The 18,199-nt window shown below is 33.0% G+C and carries 16 protein-coding genes; 14 read left to right on the top strand and 2 right to left on the bottom strand.

Going from position 1 to position 18,199, the window contains the following annotated elements; translation table 11 throughout:
• Positions 1-133: 133 nt before the first annotated feature.
• The 4 genes from FLAK523_RS10235 (at position 134) to FLAK523_RS10220 (ending at position 2,919) form a co-directional block, all read left to right on the top strand.
• On the top strand, positions 134-673 hold the full coding sequence (locus FLAK523_RS10235) for a helix-turn-helix domain-containing protein (RefSeq protein WP_248903124.1): 540 nt from the start codon (positions 134-136) through the stop codon (positions 671-673).
• Between the two features lie 86 nt (positions 674-759).
• Positions 760-1,671, top strand: coding sequence for a hypothetical protein (locus FLAK523_RS10230; protein WP_248903122.1), 912 nt, complete (start codon positions 760-762; stop codon positions 1,669-1,671).
• Positions 1,664-2,203, top strand: coding sequence for a dihydrofolate reductase family protein (locus tag FLAK523_RS10225; protein WP_248903120.1), 540 nt, complete (start codon positions 1,664-1,666; stop codon positions 2,201-2,203). The genes FLAK523_RS10230 and FLAK523_RS10225 overlap by 8 nt, the downstream gene beginning before the upstream one ends.
• A 233-nt stretch (positions 2,204-2,436) precedes the next feature.
• Complete coding sequence (locus tag FLAK523_RS10220) at positions 2,437-2,919, top strand: ASCH domain-containing protein (RefSeq protein ID WP_248903118.1); 483 nt, start codon at positions 2,437-2,439, stop codon at positions 2,917-2,919.
• A gap of 270 nt (positions 2,920-3,189) precedes the next feature.
• Here FLAK523_RS10220 and FLAK523_RS10215 read toward each other — a convergent pair whose 3' ends face one another.
• Positions 3,190-3,888 (bottom strand): pseudouridine synthase, encoded by a 699-nt coding sequence (locus FLAK523_RS10215; RefSeq protein WP_248903115.1) that lies wholly within the window; start codon positions 3,886-3,888, stop codon positions 3,190-3,192.
• Positions 3,889-4,172: 284 nt separating this feature from the next.
• Between FLAK523_RS10215 and FLAK523_RS10210 the strand changes: the two genes are divergently transcribed.
• From FLAK523_RS10210 to FLAK523_RS10195, 4 genes are all read left to right on the top strand, one after another.
• Positions 4,173-4,886 carry a hypothetical protein gene (locus tag FLAK523_RS10210; RefSeq protein ID WP_248903094.1) on the top strand — a complete coding sequence of 238 codons (714 nt, stop codon included), beginning with the start codon at positions 4,173-4,175 and terminating at the stop codon, positions 4,884-4,886.
• Between the two features lie 452 nt (positions 4,887-5,338).
• Positions 5,339-5,509: a hypothetical protein gene (locus tag FLAK523_RS10205; RefSeq protein ID WP_248903092.1), complete on the top strand. Its 171-nt coding sequence runs from the start codon at positions 5,339-5,341 to the stop codon at positions 5,507-5,509.
• Between the two features lie 118 nt (positions 5,510-5,627).
• Entirely contained in the window at positions 5,628-6,830 is a 1,203-nt protein-coding gene (locus tag FLAK523_RS10200; RefSeq protein WP_248903091.1) for a M23 family metallopeptidase, read from the top strand.
• A gap of 71 nt (positions 6,831-6,901) precedes the next feature.
• On the top strand, positions 6,902-7,420 hold the full coding sequence (locus FLAK523_RS10195) for a RidA family protein (protein ID WP_248903089.1): 519 nt from the start codon (positions 6,902-6,904) through the stop codon (positions 7,418-7,420).
• Between the two features lie 334 nt (positions 7,421-7,754).
• On the opposite strand, the gene FLAK523_RS10190 is transcribed toward FLAK523_RS10195, so the two are convergent.
• On the bottom strand, positions 7,755-9,290 hold the full coding sequence (locus FLAK523_RS10190) for a YifB family Mg chelatase-like AAA ATPase (RefSeq protein ID WP_248903087.1): 1,536 nt from the start codon (positions 9,288-9,290) through the stop codon (positions 7,755-7,757).
• 439 nt (positions 9,291-9,729) lie between these two features.
• Here FLAK523_RS10190 and FLAK523_RS10185 point away from each other — a divergent pair, with 439 nt between their 5' ends.
• The 6 genes from FLAK523_RS10185 (at position 9,730) to FLAK523_RS10160 (ending at position 18,169) form a co-directional block, all read left to right on the top strand.
• Complete coding sequence (locus FLAK523_RS10185; protein ID WP_248903085.1) at positions 9,730-11,202, top strand: sodium:solute symporter; 1,473 nt, start codon at positions 9,730-9,732, stop codon at positions 11,200-11,202.
• Complete coding sequence (locus FLAK523_RS10180) at positions 11,183-11,617, top strand: GNAT family N-acetyltransferase (protein WP_248903083.1); 435 nt, start codon at positions 11,183-11,185, stop codon at positions 11,615-11,617. The genes FLAK523_RS10185 and FLAK523_RS10180 overlap by 20 nt, the downstream gene beginning before the upstream one ends.
• 6 nt (positions 11,618-11,623) lie before the next feature.
• Positions 11,624-12,778, top strand: a complete 1,155-nt coding sequence (locus tag FLAK523_RS10175) for an amidohydrolase (protein WP_248903081.1) — start codon at positions 11,624-11,626, stop codon at positions 12,776-12,778.
• Positions 12,768-13,919 (top strand): alanine racemase, encoded by a 1,152-nt coding sequence (gene alr / locus FLAK523_RS10170; RefSeq protein ID WP_248903079.1) that lies wholly within the window; start codon positions 12,768-12,770, stop codon positions 13,917-13,919. Before FLAK523_RS10175 ends, alr begins: the two co-directional genes overlap by 11 nt.
• The gene (locus tag FLAK523_RS10165; RefSeq protein WP_248903077.1) at positions 13,919-14,992 is read left to right on the top strand and encodes an alanine racemase; all 1,074 of its coding nucleotides are present in this window, start codon (positions 13,919-13,921) and stop codon (positions 14,990-14,992) included. Before alr ends, FLAK523_RS10165 begins: the two co-directional genes overlap by 1 nt.
• Before the next feature lie 177 nt (positions 14,993-15,169).
• Positions 15,170-18,169 carry an amidohydrolase family protein gene (locus FLAK523_RS10160; RefSeq protein WP_248903075.1) on the top strand — a complete coding sequence of 1,000 codons (3,000 nt, stop codon included), beginning with the start codon at positions 15,170-15,172 and terminating at the stop codon, positions 18,167-18,169.
• The last annotated feature ends 30 nt before the right edge of the window (positions 18,170-18,199 follow it).

Below are 18,199 nucleotides of genomic sequence, written 5' to 3'. Positions count from 1 at the left end.
CAAGGCTTTAGTGCAATTATCGTTTCGCATCAAGTTTTCGTTAAGCCTAAAACTGAGCGATTACGAACTTCCAGCTATCTCAAAGTGGCAAAACGTTAGCAGAAAGTTTACAAGAACCGCAAACAAAACGAAAATGAAATCAATAGTTCAACATTTAAGAGAAGAGAAAAACTTAACCCAAACCGAACTTGCCGACAAAAGTGGACTTTCGCTAAGAACAATTCAAAGGATTGAGGCAGGTAATATCCCAAAAGGATTTACCTTGAAGGCTCTTGCAAATATCTTTGAAACGGAACCTGAAAAGCTAATTCCCTCCAAAGAAATTATAAAACTTGATAGAGCAAAATTGATTAATTTTTCTAGTTTATTTGGACTTATAATACCTTTTGGAGGAGTTATATTCCCGTTAATTTTAACTTACAAAACAAACGACCAAAAAAACAAAGAACTTGGAAAAAGTATAGTAAGTGTTCAAATACTAATAGCGGTTGCACTAGTTGTTTCTCAAATCGCAAGTCCATTTATTCAAAAAGGATTATCACTACATTTTCCGCTTTTTATATTTCCATTATTGTTAATTATTTGCTTGAAATTATTGGTAGTTATTATAAACGGTATTAGTTTAAACAAAAAAAACGATTTACATAAAAATTTAAAAATCAATTATTTGTAAAATTTGTCAGTCGATTGACGTAAAATTGGCGTGTTACTTTTGCAAAAAAATGTCTTCTAAAGTTGAAATTTGTAAAAAAAAAACAAATGAAAATTTTAAAGAAAATTATGTTGACTTTTATGGTCGTTTTGGTTTTAGCTGTACTTGGTGGCTATATTTATTTTGACCAAAAATTTACTCCGGAAAAAAATTATTTGACAGTCGAAAATGAAAGTGGTTCTATTCCATTTACGTGGTTGGGTACAGAAAAAAATGTGTTGTTGCTTCCTATATATTTTCCGGGTGACACAGCAACCTATTATTTGCAATTTGATACAGGTTCGCCCTACACTATTCTTTACTCAAAATCAATTAAAAATATACGTCAAATACATACAAATGAAGAAGTTGCAAAAACATCTTTTTATATTGGAAAAACAAAAATCACTTCCGATAAATTCAAAATTTATAATCTAGGAAATGACAATAATAATGATTCCCTAAAAATAATTGGGACTATTGGAGCAGACATTCTGGAAGACAGGAAAACACTCATCAATTTTAAAGAAAATTATATTGTTTTAAATTTATCAAAAGTGCCCACTCAATTTCAAACCAAACTCTTTGATTTTAAATTCAAAAAAAGAAAAATCATCGTTAGAAGTTTATTAAATGGGAAAGAGAATAAATTTTTATTTGATTCGGGTACAAGTGCCTATGAATTATTAACCAGCAAAGAAGTATGGGAAAAATTAAAATTACCCAACTCAAAAGTAAACATCGAAAAAGGACAATCATGGGATAAAGTTTTAACTGTATACACAGCAAACTGCAACCAAAAAATACAAATTTCCAACCTCGAAATACCTTTAAATAATGTTACTTATGTAGAGGGATTTTCTCAAGCCCAATACTTAATGATGAAATTTTCTGATATGACAGGAATGTTGGGAAACAAAATATTTTTAGACAATAGTTTGTACATTGATTGTACACAAAAAAAAATGGGAATTGAATAAAAAGAATAGTGTATTTATCGCAACAAGTTTAGACGGATATATCGCTGACAAAAATGGTGGAATTGATTGGCTGCATTCTATACCAAATCCCAACAATAATGATATGGGATATATAGAGTTTAACAAGGGAATTGACGCACTTGTTATGGGACGAACAACATTTGAAACTGTACTCGGATTTGATATTGATTGGACATATAGCAAACCTGTTTTCGTATTGAGTAATAAGTTAAAAGAAATGCCTAAATCTCATAAAGACAAAGCGTTTATGGTCATAGGAACGTTAACTGAAATTTTAGACCAAATTCACGAAAAAGGTTTTAATCGTTTATACGTAGATGGAGGAACCACAATTCGGAACTATTTGAAAGAGGACTTAATTGACGAAATGGTGATTACGACAATTCCGATTTTGTTAGGTGGCGGTTCTTTATTATTTGCAGAATTACCAAACGAACTGAAATTTGAACTGATTGGAGCAAAAACATATCTGAACCAAATAACACAGAATCATTACAAACGAAAAAAATAAAACACGAAATGCCAACACACGTTTTGCCGTATTTGAGGCTTTAGTGGAATTACCGTTTCGCATCGTGTTTTCGTTAAGCCGAAAACTGAGCGGCTACGAACTTCCAGCCATATCAAAGCAGCGAAACGTAAGGCATTTAACGAAAACCAATGAATAGTAATTTAACTAAGCTAATTCTTTTACCATTTTAGTTTTTATTAATTAACTGTAAATCTGAAAACACTGAAAATCATATGAAAGATGTCGAGGAAAATAAAAAATCTGTTGAAATTCTATGGGAAAATTATATCGCTGAAAACCCTGAAAATAAAAGTCTAAAAACCCCTATTTCCTTCTACTTTTGTGATAATGAATTTGATGCCAATGACTGTGCTGATTTGGTTGTAAAAGGAATAAAAAGAGCAACAGCGACTTCATTATGGTGGTACGAAAAAAATAATGAGTCACTTCCGAAAGTTGGAGACCAGTATATTATAACAGATTGGAGCGGAAATGCTAAAGCTGTAATTAAGACAACAAAAGTAGAGCAAGTTCCATACAACAAGATTACATCAGAATTTGCTGAAATTGAAGGAGAAGGCGATAAATCATTAGAGTATTGGAAAAAGGTTCATAAAGATTATTATACAAGAGAAATGAAACCTTTCAATGAGGAATTTGACGAAAATATGGTAATTGTGTGCGAACAATTTAAGACAGTCTACCTGATGAAATAAGAACTCCAGATTGCGCGAGCGTCCCTATTGTGCATACAATCTAAATCAATTTAATTCTATCTCCGCTCCGCAAAGTCACAAGACATTGTTTGAGCTTTTAATTTAAATATTCTTAAAAATACCAAACGATATAAAAGTCTCCTGATTTTTTAATAAATGTCTCAAGAATTGATCAAAATTCTGAAATATCAACTCTGCTCCTCTTTATACTGCAAACTGTTATTTCCAAATACAACACTAATTTAAAGCATTAATTTGCAAATTATTATTCTATTCGTACTTATTCATATCTAGATTAAGAATAGTACTTACTCTGCTAAACTCTTCATTAATCTTTGCATTCAAGATAAGTTGTTCATTTGTTATTGGATGATTAAAAATTAACTGATGTGCATGAAGCATCATTCCTTTCATTTCAAAATTCTCCAACCATAATTTATTTTGTTTGTTACAACCATGTGGACGACTTCCTAAAATGGGATGAAAAATATGTTTGAAATGTTTTCGTAATTGATGCATACGTCCAGTTTCAGGAATCGCTTCTACCAAACAATATCGTGACGTTGGTTGATTGTTAAATTCTAACTCAATTTCGGTACTTTGCAATCGATGAAAGTAGGTTATTGCATTTTGTATAATACCATCATCATTGGTTAAATCATAATCAATCGTTAGTTCTTCAGGTGACCAACCACGTAAAATTGCTAAGTATTTTTTTTCCACTTCGCGTGTGGCAAAACGATCATTCATAATTTTTAAAACATCTTTATTCAACGCAAATAACAAGACACCAGATGTTTTTCGATCTAACCGATGAATAGGATAAACGTGTCGCCCTCCTATTTGATTTCGCAATTCTTGAATAGCAAAAACTTTTGCATCGCGCGCGTAAAATGATTTGTGGACTAGCAATCCACTTGGTTTATTAATTGCTATAATATATTCGTCTTGGTAAAGAATTTCTAACATTTGGCAAAAATAAAAGAGATTTCGATAGAACTCTCTTTTTTGACTTATTTATTTCTATACTTTTCTTGTTTCATTTTAGCTCGAAAAACAAAATAGAAGATTACGATTGCTAAAATTGACTATTTTTAATGTTATTATTCTTTGTGTGCACGAGCGAGACGCTCGCGCTAGCGGTGGAATTACCGTTTTTAATCGTATTTTCGTTTAGCCAAAATACTCGTTTTAAAAGCTTGTATACCGGCTAGAGGCGCGAGAACATTGTACCCTATCTTAAAAACACCAGAATGAAAACACAAACGCTAATATTAATTATGGCTGCTATAGGACTTTTTTCCTGTAGACAAGCAAATAAATCGACTCCAGATACTGTTGACGCAGCAACTTTAAGTTCAGTAAACAATATCCAAAGTAAAAAAACATTGGCTAATTACAATGACAAAGACGTTCATACCGAATATGAATACAACGATTCTAAGGGTAAGAGCATAATAATACAAAACAGCTTCCCAAGAGGTGGAATGAAATATACTGATGTTAATGGCGAAGTATATAATTATGCCATATTTTGGACTCAAATTACCAATCTAACAGATAGTCCTCTAGAATTGAAGATGGACGTTCCTGTAGATTCATACGAAATTCCGTCTTTACCAGGTAAATACTATAAAGTATTAATTCCTGCCGACACAATGACGCTTAAAAAATTTCCTTTGTTTAATTATGGACTGACAAATTTAAATTCTTTTTTAGATAAAAATATTCATAAATCTGCATCATTAAGAAGAACCATTAACCCAAAAGAATCGAATGGTTTTTATTTTGTAACACTATGCTTAACCGAAGGAGCACACGGAACTATACGAACAGGACTAAGCTTAAAAGGACAAAATCTTTTTTATAGAATAAAAAATGATGGATCAAAAAGTGACAGTAAATCAAGTGATCAAAATATTCATTGTGGTAGTATCAATTTAAAAAATATGGTGCTAAAGAAATAAATAGAAAGCCTGAGTACATCAGCTTGTAAAAGCCGTTTGGCAAGATTAGAGTTAAAGTGGTATTAACTTTTTTATTCATATATTCGTTTAACAGAAAATACTCTACTCCTATTTCCCCAACATTATCTTGAATCAGGATGTTGGCTACAATTTACAAGCATAAACATTAAAATTCGATGAATGGAAAAATTTTGGATATTAACAATAGCGATAACAATCTTTATAATACTTAATTTTCTTTATTATAAATGTGTTAATGGATATGTCAAAAAAGAATTTGGTGAAAAGATATTGGATTCTTGGAAAAGTAAACTTTATTTCTGGCAACTTGCATTATACACCTGTACCGCAATTACAATACTAATTATGTATCTTTTAAAATGGGCAAATATTTTGACTTTTTAACAGTCGAAAAAAACACAAAGTAGCTACTGATTAAAACTGTATTGGAATTGGAAAAACCTACAGATAAAAATAGCAAGAAAAAATCGGAATTGGAATTTAAAGATTTGCCGATGTTACTCTCAAATGGACACTTGAATAAATTTATGTATGGATTTAACCCGAGTAAATTGATGAAGAAACTATTGCCAACACACGTTTCCATCCATTTGCAAATTTAGTGGAATTATCTTTTTAATCGTATTTTCCAAACAAACCAAAAATTGAAAGGTTACGATTCACACACCTTCTCAAAGTACCAAAACGTTGGAACTAATTATAAGAAACATCCCGAATTTAATGAAATACACAATCTTAATAACTATTTTTCTCTCTTTTGTTGCTTGTAATAAAAACACAAGTTCAAAACATCAAAGTCTCGAAAGCGATACGGAAATTCAAAAAAAACTAAAATATTCCGGATTGCCTATTGAAGCCAATGTTTCTTTTTTAAGCGACCTCATAAAAACAAATAATACCACTCAATTAATTTATGAATTAAATATTTTAAATAATTACAAAGTTCCTTTCACTTTAAAAAAAGTAGAAATATATGATCTAAAAGAGGATGGTAACCTAATAGCTTCATTCGATTCAAATTATATTGACGAACATTTTGAAAGACCCGGCAGTGATGATTTAGATGATTTAAAAGTTTTATCAAACAACCAATTTGGAATTTTAAATTTGGAGCTTGTTTTCAAGCAAGGGCAACCTATTCCGAAAAAAGTATATCATAAGCTCCATTTTGAAGGACAAAATAAAAAAGGAGAGACGGTAATAATTCCAATCGAAGTTGCCGTAATAAAAATTCCTGAAATCACAAAAGTTACATTAGGATTACCATTTAACAAAAAAGGCAAATGGCTTTACGAAGCAGCGGAAAGTCACCAAGCCAGTAGGTTTCTAACAGAAGGAAAAGCGACCTATCCTCAAAGATTTGCAATAGACTGGATATTTTTAGGGAATAATGGGTGTTTTGCAGAAAATGATATTAAACATAATAAAAACTGGAAGAGCTATGGTATTGAATTAATATCAGTTGCAGACGGAACAATTGTAGGCATAAAAGATGGAATAATAGAAAATGTACCGCTCTCTGAAGATATGGCTGTACGAATTACAAGAGAAACCATTGGTGGAAACTATATTATCATTGATATTGGAAACAACCTTTATGCTGTTTACGGACATTTAATTCCAAACAGTCTTAAGGTGAAAATTGGGGATAAAGTAAAAAAAGGACAGCTAATAGGTTTATTAGGAAATAGTGGAAATTCTGATTGCCCACATTTGCATTTTCATTTAGAAACCAAAAGTAATGCGTTTTTTGGTGGAGAAGGAATGCCTTATCTCATTAAAGATTTTATAGATTTAAGAAAATATTCTGGTGAAGAAGTTAAGAATTTTTTCAAAGGCAATAGCGTGTCTATGGACTCATTAAGACCAACTGAAAAACATAATGAATTGCCAATTGGATATGGGTTAATCGAAATAAAATAATTGGAAACGCTTAGAAGTCCGAGAACTTTGGTATAATTAAAAAAACTCAAATAAAAAAAATATTAAGTCTTTTGTTACTGCTTTCAGTATGTAATTATTCATATAGTCAAGAAAGTCTTTACAACTATGATGTAGAACAAAGAATAGTGGAATTAGGCATAGACCTTCAAGCTCATAACACCATATCTTCAACAAAAATTGAATCAACGACGAGAAGTGGTAATCTTGTGTACACATCAGGAAAAGTACCTGTTTTGCCTAATGGAGAGAAAGTTACAGGAAAACTAGGTCAAGATTTGACAATAGAGCAAGGTTATGCAGCCGCTAGACTTGTGGCCATTAGTCATTTAGTTGCCCTGAAAGCTGAGATAGGCGACTTAAACAAAATTGTAAAAATAATTAAGGTCCTAGGTCTTGTTAATGCAACTGCTGATTTTACAGATCATTCAAAGGTTATCAATGGCTATACTGATTTAATGATTGAAATATTTGGAGAAAGAGGACGACACGCAAGAACCGCTGTAGGAATGGCATCATTACCATTAAATTTTGCTTGTGAAATAGAAGCTATTGTAGAAGTAATTGATTAAGAGTTCTTAAAGAAATATAATAAGGTTGAAGTTGAATTACGCAATTTTGAATCACTGCTGGCGCGAGCGTCACGCTCGTGAACACAATTTAAATCAATTTAAATCTATCTCTAAAACAGTCTGATCATTATTACCATAATTTCGTGCTGAGCTATATTTCCAATCTATTGCATCGGTTACTAAATCCGATTGCTCGGTAATGTAGGTTGGCGGTCGATACCGCGGATTTTCAATCCGTGCCCATTTCAATAATAAATCCCATTACGTGAGTAAATAATGTGATTCCTCATTCTTCGGAATGACAAAATAGTGTTCATATATACATAACTCTAAATTAACCCAACCAGCCATCACGATCCAAGCTTCTATATTGAATTGCTTCGGCAATATGAGATGAAACTACTGTTGGAGCAGCGTCTAAGTCGGCTATCGTGCGTGCTACCTTCAAAATCCTGTCATAAGCCCGAGCAGAAAGATTTAATCGTTCCATAGCAGTTTTCAATAATTGTTTAGAAACATCATCTAAGGCACAATATTCCCTAATGTGTTTGGTATTCATTTGGGCATTGTAATGTATGTTTTCCATTTCCTCAAAACGAGTAGATTGTAGCTCACGGGCTGCGGTTACTCTTTTTCGAATATCAACACTGCTTTCAGCTTTTCTATCATCTGATAATTTTTCGAAAGGAACTGGAGTCACTTCTATATGAATATCAATTCTATCCAATAAAGGACCTGATATTTTACTCAAGTAGCGCTGCATTTCGTGTGGCGAAGACGTCTGTGGGGAATCCGGATCATTGAAAAAACCACTCGGGCTGGGATTCATACTGGCAACCAGCATAAAAGACGATGGATAGGTCACCGTAAACTTGGCTCTGGAAATGGTCACTTCCCTATCCTCCAGTGGCTGACGCATCACTTCAAGAACATCGCGCTTAAATTCAGGCAATTCATCGAGAAATAAAACTCCGTTATGCGCCATAGAAATTTCTCCCGGTTGCGGATAACTCCCGCCGCCAACTAAGGCCACGTTCGAAATCGTATGATGCGGACTCCTGAAAGGTCTTTGATTCATTAAACCAACTTCTTTCAACTTTCCGGCTACACTATGAATTTTAGTAGTTTCCAAGGCTTCTCTCAAGGTCATAGGCGGCAAAATACTGGGCAAACGTTTGGCAAGCATTGTTTTTCCTGCTCCCGGAGGACCTATGAGAATAATGTTATGTCCTCCGGCAGCGGCAATTTCCATACATCTTTTTATAGACTCTTGCCCTTTCACATCACTAAAATCAAATTCAGGAAAATCTAAATCTTTATAAAACTCAGCTCTGGTGTCAATTGTTGTGGGTTCTAAATTCCCTTTACCTTCCAGAAAATCAATCACTTCCTGTACGTTTGACACTCCATAAACATCTAAACCAGTAACAATTGCAGCTTCTTTCACATTTTGGATAGGAAGGAAAAAACCTTTAAACCCTTCTTCTTTGGCTTTTATCGCAATAGGCAAAGCCCCACGTATGGGTTGTAAACTACCGTCAAGAGAGAGTTCTCCCATAATAATATACTTGTCAATGTCTTTGGCTTCAATTTGCTGGGAAGCAACAAGAATACCTATTGTCAAAGTTAGATCGTAGGCTGATCCTTCTTTACGCAAATCAGCGGGAGCCATATTAATTGTTATTTTTTTTCCTGGCATATTATACCCATTGTTTTTTAAAGCTGCAGCGATTCTATAACTGCTTTCTTTAATGGCATTGTCTGGCAAACCCACTAAGTGATACCCAATTCCTTTGTCTATATTTACCTCTACTGTGATTGTTGTAGCTTCAACTCCGAAAACGGCACTCCCAAAAACTTTTACTAACATCCTATATAATTTTCTTAAAAATAATGAATTTTAACACACCTTTTCATATTTTTTATTCAAATTATAAAATCAAATAACAATCATACAATCAGAGGCTATTTGATACCAAATAAAAAACACACTTGACGGCTATAAGAAGTATCAAATTCTAACCCGCAATTGTATTGCCTTATAAAAAGCAATATCCCGACAGCCATTCAAAACCAATTCATTGAACAATTACTAGTCTTTTGGATATATTTTCTTATATTTGCCGTTGTTTATTTGATTTTTGGGTTAATTTTTGAATTATTATCAATAATTCACACACTCTTATTCTGCGATTTCATATTCCTGAAATCAGATTAAAAATCATCCTTTTTTTTACAGCTTGCTGTAATCTTTGCCTCTTGGAAAAATTCCATTTACAGGCTATTAAATAATCCGAAAATTAAAAAAAATGCACTGGATAGATTATCTAATCTTTGTTGTTTATATGCTGGCTATGTTAGGAGTTGGTGTTTATTTTTTCAATAAAAACAAAACTGCCGAAGACTTTTATGTAAGTGGTAGAAATATGAGTTCCTGGCACATTGGTTTATCCGTTGTCGCCACTGATGTAGGTGGAGGATTCTCAATCGGTTTAGGAGGACTTGGTTTCACTATGGGAATTTCCGGTTCGTGGATGTTATTCACGGGACTTCTGGGCGCTTGGTTGAGTGCAGTATATTTAATTCCAAAAGTGAGTCACCTGGGACATAAACATAAATTTTTTACTTTCCCACAAATTTTCAATCATTTCTATAACGGTAAAGTGGCGCTTTTGGCCGGAATTATTTCTGCTATTGGGTACATCGGTTTTACGAGTTCTCAAGTTTTGGCTGGAGCCAAATTAGCTTCGGCAACCATAGAGGGTTTAAACTTACAAACGGCACTGATCGTTATGGGTGCAATCGCTGTAATTTATACGGCAATTGGGGGATTGAAAGCTGTTATATATACGGACACTATTCAGTGGTTAATATTAATAGGTGGATTGGTTTTTATTGGAATACCAATAGCTTATACCGCTGTAGGTGGATATGATGTTATCAAGGCCACATTAGCTCCTGAATATTTATCATTAACCAATGTCGAATGGTACCAAATATTAAATTGGTCCATAACCATTATTCCCATTTGGTTTGTGGGAATGACATTATACCAAAGAATTTATGCCAGTAAAGGAGAAAAAGAAGCGAAAAAAGCCTGGTTAATTGCTGGTGTTTTCGAATGGCCTATTATGGCATTTATGGGTGTAATTCTTGGAATGCTAGCCAAAGTAGCCGCCACTAACGGAATGTTTAAAGGAATTACAGATGCTTCATCTATGGATAGCGAAATGGGGTTACCTATTTTACTGGCAACGATTCTACCTGTTGGATTAATGGGATTGATGCTTTCCTCCTATTTTTCGGCTATACTTTCCACAGCTGATAGCTGCTTAATGGCTGCCTCCGGAAATATTGTTACTGATATTCTGGCTAAATTTTCGAAAAAAGCATTAACCCATAAAAAAGAACTTCAACTTTCACAAATAGTCACATTATTAATTGGTGTATTTGCCATTTTATTGGCATCCCAAATGCAAAATGTATTGGAACTTATGCTCTACTCCTACGCCTTTATGGTTTCAGGATTATTCATTCCTGTCCTTGGTGCTTTATTTTGGAAGAAAAGCCATCCTATTGCTGCTTTTTGGAGTATGCTTTTTGGAGGTAGTACCACCATTATTTTAATTATTACCAAAAATAAATTACCTTTAGGACTTAAATTACCAGAACATTTAGACGCGAATATTTACGGCATAAGTGTTTCACTGATTTTATTTATTACACTATCATTATATCATTATAACAAAAAAGAAAAACAAAATGGAATTCAAAATAATTAATGCAGCTTCAGGAGAAGACAAAACCTATACTAATCAAATAGTTGCTGAATTTTTATATACTCATTTAGAGGAATACGGAGATAAAATCGAAGATATTCTAAAATGTATCGCTTACGTAATGAATCCTGATAAAGGAGGAAATGTCGTAGTGGGTTTAGACGAGGATAAAATTGTAGGTGTTACAATTTTAAACAATACGGGTATGAAAGATTTCATTCCAGAAAACATTTTGGTTTATATCGCCGTTGATAACAGTCAGCGTGGTAAAGGATACGGAAAACAATTGATGCAAAAAGCCATCTCAATTTCAGAAGGGAATATTGCACTTCACGTAGAGCCAAATAATCCTGCAAAAATATTATACGAAAAACTAGGATTTACTAATAAATACCTGGAAATGCGTCTTGTAAAATAATCCAAAATGGAAAATTTAAACCAACGCATAGCCGCACTTACGCTATTGCGAAAGGAATTACATCAACATCCGGAAGTTTCGGGAGTGGAATTTGAAACGGCCAAAAGAATCACTTCTTTTCTAGAAAATTTCCCTCCTGATGAATTGATTACAAACATTGGAACTACAGGTGTAGTCGCTATTTACAAAGGAAATAAAACGGGTAAAACCGTTTTATTTCGTTGTGAACTAGACGCTTTACCCATTGAAGAAATAAACACTTTCGAACATCGTTCGCTAACAAATGGGGTTTCCCATAAATGCGGTCATGATGGCCATATGGCTATTTTATGTGGTTTAGCAACCGAATTACATCATAACAAACCCGAAACAGGATCAGTTATTTTGTTGTTTCAACCCGCAGAAGAAGACGGCAGCGGTGCTCAAAAAATATATTCCGATCCCAAGTTTGCAACGCTAAAACCCGATTTTGTTTTTGCCTTGCACAATTTACCTGGTTTTCCCAAAAATCAAATTGTTGTTAAAAACGACACCTTTACTTGTGCCGTTAATAGTGTGATTATAAAACTAAACGGAGTAACTGCCCATGCAGGTGAACCAGAGAAAGGAATCAATCCCGCCTTGGCAATTGCTTCGATAATTACTCAATTTAACAAAATCATTCAGGCTGATATTTCAAAAGAAGATTATTGTCTGGTTACCCCAATCTATACTGAAATGGGGAAAAAAGCCTATGGGGTTTCGGCCGGAGCTGGAGAAGTTCATTTTACGGTAAGAAGCGACAGCAATTTGCAAATGAAGAAAGTGGAAATCACTCTTGAAAAATTAGCACAATCCATAGCAAAAGAACACCAATTAGAATGTAACATTTCTTGGACGCAAGGTTTTCAAGCAAATGAAAATAATAAACAGGCTGCAGATCACATCAGAAATGCAGCGAAAATTAATAATTTCGAACTATTGGAAAAAGAAACCCCTTTTACTTGGGGAGAAGATTTTGGATTGTTTACCCAGCAATATCCCGGAGCAATGTTTGGGCTGGGTTCTGGAATAAACACACCCGCTCTTCACAATCCTGATTATGATTTTCCGGATGAAATCATTAAAACCGGAGTTTCCATTTTTTACCAAATAAGCAAACAAATAACGAATGCACACTAATTCAATCATAGAACTTAACCGTTCAGCCTATCAAAAAAACATAGATTTCCTTAAAAAAGAATTTGGAAAAAAAGTAATACTTTCATCCGTTGTAAAAGGAAATGCCTATGGGCATGGCGTTCGGGAATTTGTCACTATGGCTTACCAATGCGGCGTAACCCACTTCTCGGTTTTTGATGTCGAAGAAGCCAAAGTAGTTAAAACTGAATTACAAGATTTAGTCACTATTATGGTGATGGGGCTCGTTCAAGATGAAGATATGGAATGGGTGGTTGCTAATGATGTTGAGTTTTTTGTATTTGATAAATACCGACTTACAAAAGCCACTAAAATGGCAAAAAAACTTCATAAAAAAGCCAAAGTTCACATCGAAGTGGAAACGGGAATGAACCGAACTGGTTTTGAAAAATCAGAATTAAACAATGTTATTTCGTTTCTAAAAAAAGAAGCTGAGCATGTAGTTTTTAAAGGACTTTGTACCCATTACGCAGGAGCAGAAAGCATCGCAAACTATTATAGGGTGGACAAACAAATCAAACGATTTGAAGAAATTTATCAGTATCTTTGTAAGAATGACCTTAAACCTGAAATCAAACATTCCGCTTGTTCCGCAGCATCAATAATGTTTCCGGAAACAAGAATGAATATGGTTCGAATCGGAATTATGCAATACGGTTTGTGGCCAAGTCCCGAAGTATTCGTCAATTATTTGAATACAAAAAAGAATAAAATAGATCCACTTAATCGTGTCATTACTTGGAAAAGTAAAGTGATGAGTGTAAAAAAAGTGAATATTGGTGACTTCATAGGTTATGGAACTAGTTTTTTAGCCGAAAGAAAAATGAAAATTGCAGTGGTACCCATTGGTTATTCACATGGTTATAGTAGGTCATTAAGCAATCAGGGAAGAGTCCTCATAAACGGACATCGTTGCATTGTTGTAGGATCTGTAAATATGAATATGATGAGTGTTGATGTCACAGATATTGAGACAATAAAGAAAGATGATGAAGTAGTTCTAATAGGTTCACAAAATGAGCTCTCGGTTTCAGTTGCTTCATTCAGTGATTTCAGTAACCAACTGAATTATGAATTATTAACCCGAATATCGAAAACAATTCCACGAAAAATTATAGAATAATGGCTTTTATAAAATTATATAGAAAGAAACTAGAAGAAAACTACGCTTTTCTTGATAATATCTTTAAATCCAGAAACATTCAATGGGGAGTGGTTTCTAAACTTTTATGTGGAAATAAAATTTATCTGAAAGAAATTATTGCATTAGGCGTAAGGGAAATGCATGATTCACGAATAAGTAATTTAAAGAAAATAAAAGCTTTAAATCCAGAAATTCAAACCGTATATATTAAGCCTCCTGCAAAGCGAAGCATTGAAAACATTGTAAAATATGCAGATGTTAGTTTCAACACTGAAATTTACACTATTCAATTACTTTCTAAAGAAGCCCAAAAACAAAATAAAATTCATAAAATCATAATTATGATTGAAATGGGTGATTTGCGTGAAGGTGTTATGGGTGAAGAGTTAGTTGAATTTTATGGCGATATTTTAAAATTACCAAATATCGAAATTCGTGGTATTGGAACCAATTTAAATTGTTTAAGCGGTATTATGCCTACACAAGATAAATTGATCCAGTTGAGCTTATACAAACAATTGATTGAAGCTAAATTCAATATCACAATCCCTTGGGTATCCGGTGGAACATCAGTGGCAATACCGTTAATATTGAAAAATGCGCGACCTATGGCAGTCAATCATTTTAGAATAGGAGAAGCTTTATTCTTTGGTAAAGATCTTTTTACGGGTGAAACTATAGAAGGAATGCACAATGATGTTTTTAAATTGTATTCGGAAATTATAGAAATTACCGAAAAACCAGATGCGCCTACAGGTGAGTTAGGAGAAAGTGGTGTAGGTAATTCTTATGTGCCAAGTGATTCAGGAGATTTAGGGGATACCTCATTACGAGCAATTCTAGATATTGGATTATTAGATATGCAACCGCAATACATAGAAGCAGAAGATAGTGACATTACAATTATTGACGCGAGTTCAGATATGCTAGTAATAGATATTTCAAATTCAAAAAAGAAATATAAAATAGGAGATTTAGTTTCTTTTAAAATTAAATACATGGGTGCATTATATCTTTTAAACTCAGATTATATTCAGAAAACAATAGGATAATTTTTCATAAAATTTTTTTATAATTATAAAAATGGGAGTTGATTTACAGTCAACTCCCATTTTATTTTATACCTATTTAAAATATCAACACAACATATAGCAAAAATGTTATTTTTCTTATTTTTAATGCATTATTGCATTAAATCTATTATTTTTAGCTAAAATTAACCAAACCTTATGAAAAGACTTATTCTCATCCTTTTTTTTGCGATTTTAATCCCAAAAACGAATGCGCAAGAATACTTTCCAAACAATGAAAGTGTTCACAATAAAAACAATAATTACACTGCATTTACAAATGCTAAGATTTATGTAACACCTACTAAAATTATTGACAAAGGAACTTTACTTATCCAAAATGGCAAAGTAATTGCAGCCGGGAACAACATTAGTATCCCTAAAAACAGTATCACAGTTGACTTAGACGGAAAATCTATCTATCCTTCTTTTATCGATATTTACACTGATTTTGGAGTTGCAAAACCTCAAAGAAATCCTGGAAATGGCAGAAACCCTTTATACGATACTAAAAAAGAAGGGTACTACTGGAATGAAAATATTCGTTCACAAGTAAATGCTTATGAAGGTTTTACATACGATCAACCCAAGGCAGAAGAGCTGTTAAAAGCTGGTTTTGGTGTAGTAGGAACACATGTTCAAGATGGTATAGCTAGAGGAACTGGAACTTTAGTGGCTTTGAACAACTTCAATAAAGAACACCGTTTATTATCAAACAAAGTAACAAATCATTTAGGATTTACAAGAAGCGTTACAACAAATCAAGCCTATCCAAGTTCATTAATGGGTATGATGGCTTTGATACGCCAAATGTATTTAGACCTAAACTGGTATAAAAATGGTAACTCATTGACTAAAGATGCCTCATTAGAAGCACTAATCAACAATGAAAAATTAGTTCAAATCTTTACTTCTGAAGATAAATTAAACAGTTTAAGAGCTGCAAAATTAGCTCAAGAATTTGGCTTAAACTATATTTTAAAAGGAGCTGGAAATGAATTTGAGCGAATTGAAGAAATTAAAAAAACAAATGCAAAATTCATTATTCCTGTAAACTTTCCTGAAGCTTATGATGTTTCTGATCCATATCAAACAGATCAAATGGAATTAAGTGATTTACGTTTTTGGAATCAAGCACCAACGAACCTGAAAATCTTATCAGAAAACGGAATTTTGTTTGCCTTAACGACAGACAAACTTGCTAAAATAGAAGAATTTAGAACTAATTTATTAAAAGCTATAAAATTTGGTTATGATAAAACCAAAGCATTAGAAGCTTTAACTACTGTTCCTGCATCTTTATTAGGAAAAAGCAATGAAATAGGTAGTTTATCTAATGGTAGCTTGGCAAATTTTGTAATTACTTCAGGAGAAATTTTTGATGAGAAAACTACATTTTACGAAAATTGGGTTCAAGGATCGAAATATGTTATAAATGACATCTCTACAAAAGACATTAGAGGAAATTATGATTTAACAATAGACAACACTGTTTATAAAATGAAAATCGATGGGGAAATAGCAGCTCCAAAAACTGAAATCAAAACAGCAAATGCAAAAAAATTAGATGTAAAACTTACAGTAGCTAATAATTGGATTACGGCTTTAATAAAACCAAAAGATTCAATAAGTACTGACTACGTAAGATTATCCGGTTTTATTGATAATGTAAAAAAATTAAACGGAAAAGCTGTAATCTCAAATGGAAAAGAAGTTAATTGGACAGCATTGAGAACTTCTGATTTTGTAAAAGAAAAAGACACTACAAAACCTGAAAAGCCTCGTGCTATTCATGCGTTAACTTTTCCAAATACTTCTTTTGGTAATCTTCAAAAACCAACACAACAAACTTTATTGTTTAAAAACGCAACGGTTTGGACAAATGAGAAAGAAGGAATTCTAGAACTAACGGATGTTTTAATTAAAAACGGAAAGATTAGTGCAATAGGTAAAAACATTTCTGATGCATCAGCTACAGTTATTGATGCAAAAGGAAAACATTTGACAAGTGGTATTATTGACGAACATTCTCATATTGCCATTTCTAATGGAGTTAATGAAAGTGGTCATAATTCAACTGCCGAAGTAACGATTCAAGATGTTGTAAATTCAGAAGATATTAATATCTATAGAAGTGTTGCAGGAGGGGTTACAACATCTCAATTATTACATGGCTCAGCAAATCCAATTGGTGGTCGTTCAGCAATCGTAAAATGGAAATGGGGAGCATCACCTGAAGAAATGTTGTATAAAAACCAACCTGGATTTATAAAATTTGCTTTAGGAGAAAATGTAAAACAAGCTAATTGGGGTATTTCAAACCCAACACGTTTTCCACAAACCAGAATGGGTGTAGAACAAGTATTTACTGATTACTTCCAAAGAGCGAAAGAATATGACAATGAATGGAAAAAATACAATGCATCTGGAAAAAAAGACAAACAAAAAGCTCCAAGAGTAGATTTAGAATTACAAACTTTAGCTGAAATAATCAATAAAGAACGTTTTATTAGTTGTCACTCTTATGTACAATCTGAAATTTTAATGCTAATGAATGTTGCTGAAAAATTCGATTTTAGAGTGAATACTTTTACTCATATTTTAGAAGGATATAAAGTAGCTGATGAAATGAAAAAACATGGTGTTGGAGCTTCTACATTCTCTGACTGGTGGGCATATAAATTTGAGGTAAATGACGCAATCCCTTACAACGGTGTATTATTACACAAGCAAGGTGTAGTTGTTGCTTATAACTCGGATGATGTGGAAATGTCAAGAAGATTAAATCAAGAAGCTGCAAAAGCAGTAAAATACGGTAATGTATCTGAAGAAGATGCTTGGAAATTTGTAACATTAAATCCTGCAAAGTTATTGCGTATTGATGATAAAGTAGGAAGTATAAAAATAGGTAAAGATGCCGATGTTGTTTTATGGAATAACAACCCATTATCTATTTATGCAAAAGCTGAAAAAACGGTTATAGACGGAGCAGTTTATTATGATTTACAAAAAGATGAAGAGCAAAGAACTTCACTTGCAAAGGAACGAAACGAGCTTATCTTACAATTGTTGAAAGAAAAAAACAGTGGCGCTAAAACTAGAGAGCCTCTTAAAAAAGAAAAAAAGGAAAACCATTGTGACACCTTAGAGGAATTATAATTAACTGATAAGGAAACATAATTATCTAAT

Origin of the sequence: Flavobacterium sp. K5-23 (genome assembly GCF_023278045.1) — a bacterium.
In the GTDB taxonomy this organism is placed as follows: domain Bacteria; phylum Bacteroidota; class Bacteroidia; order Flavobacteriales; family Flavobacteriaceae; genus Flavobacterium.
This window is presented reverse-complemented; position numbering and strand designations above follow the sequence as displayed.

Bases quoted from the DNA above. Each gene is read 5' to 3' on its own strand.
- FLAK523_RS10235 (WP_248903124.1), top strand. From the start codon at position 134: ATGAAATCAATAGTTCAACATTTAAGAGAAGAGAAAAACTTAACCCAA.
- FLAK523_RS10230 (WP_248903122.1), top strand. From the start codon at position 760: ATGAAAATTTTAAAGAAAATTATGTTGACTTTTATGGTCGTTTTGGTT.
- FLAK523_RS10220 (WP_248903118.1), top strand. From the start codon at position 2,437: ATGAAAGATGTCGAGGAAAATAAAAAATCTGTTGAAATTCTATGGGAA.
- FLAK523_RS10215 (WP_248903115.1), bottom strand. From the start codon at position 3,888: ATGTTAGAAATTCTTTACCAAGACGAATATATTATAGCAATTAATAAA.
- FLAK523_RS10210 (WP_248903094.1), top strand. From the start codon at position 4,173: ATGAAAACACAAACGCTAATATTAATTATGGCTGCTATAGGACTTTTT.
- FLAK523_RS10200 (WP_248903091.1), top strand. From the start codon at position 5,628: ATGAAATACACAATCTTAATAACTATTTTTCTCTCTTTTGTTGCTTGT.
- FLAK523_RS10190 (WP_248903087.1), bottom strand. From the start codon at position 9,290: ATGTTAGTAAAAGTTTTTGGGAGTGCCGTTTTCGGAGTTGAAGCTACA.
- FLAK523_RS10185 (WP_248903085.1), top strand. From the start codon at position 9,730: ATGCACTGGATAGATTATCTAATCTTTGTTGTTTATATGCTGGCTATG.
- FLAK523_RS10180 (WP_248903083.1), top strand. From the start codon at position 11,183: ATGGAATTCAAAATAATTAATGCAGCTTCAGGAGAAGACAAAACCTAT.
- FLAK523_RS10175 (WP_248903081.1), top strand. From the start codon at position 11,624: ATGGAAAATTTAAACCAACGCATAGCCGCACTTACGCTATTGCGAAAG.
- alr (WP_248903079.1), top strand. From the start codon at position 12,768: ATGCACACTAATTCAATCATAGAACTTAACCGTTCAGCCTATCAAAAA.
- FLAK523_RS10165 (WP_248903077.1), top strand. From the start codon at position 13,919: ATGGCTTTTATAAAATTATATAGAAAGAAACTAGAAGAAAACTACGCT.
- FLAK523_RS10160 (WP_248903075.1), top strand. From the start codon at position 15,170: ATGAAAAGACTTATTCTCATCCTTTTTTTTGCGATTTTAATCCCAAAA.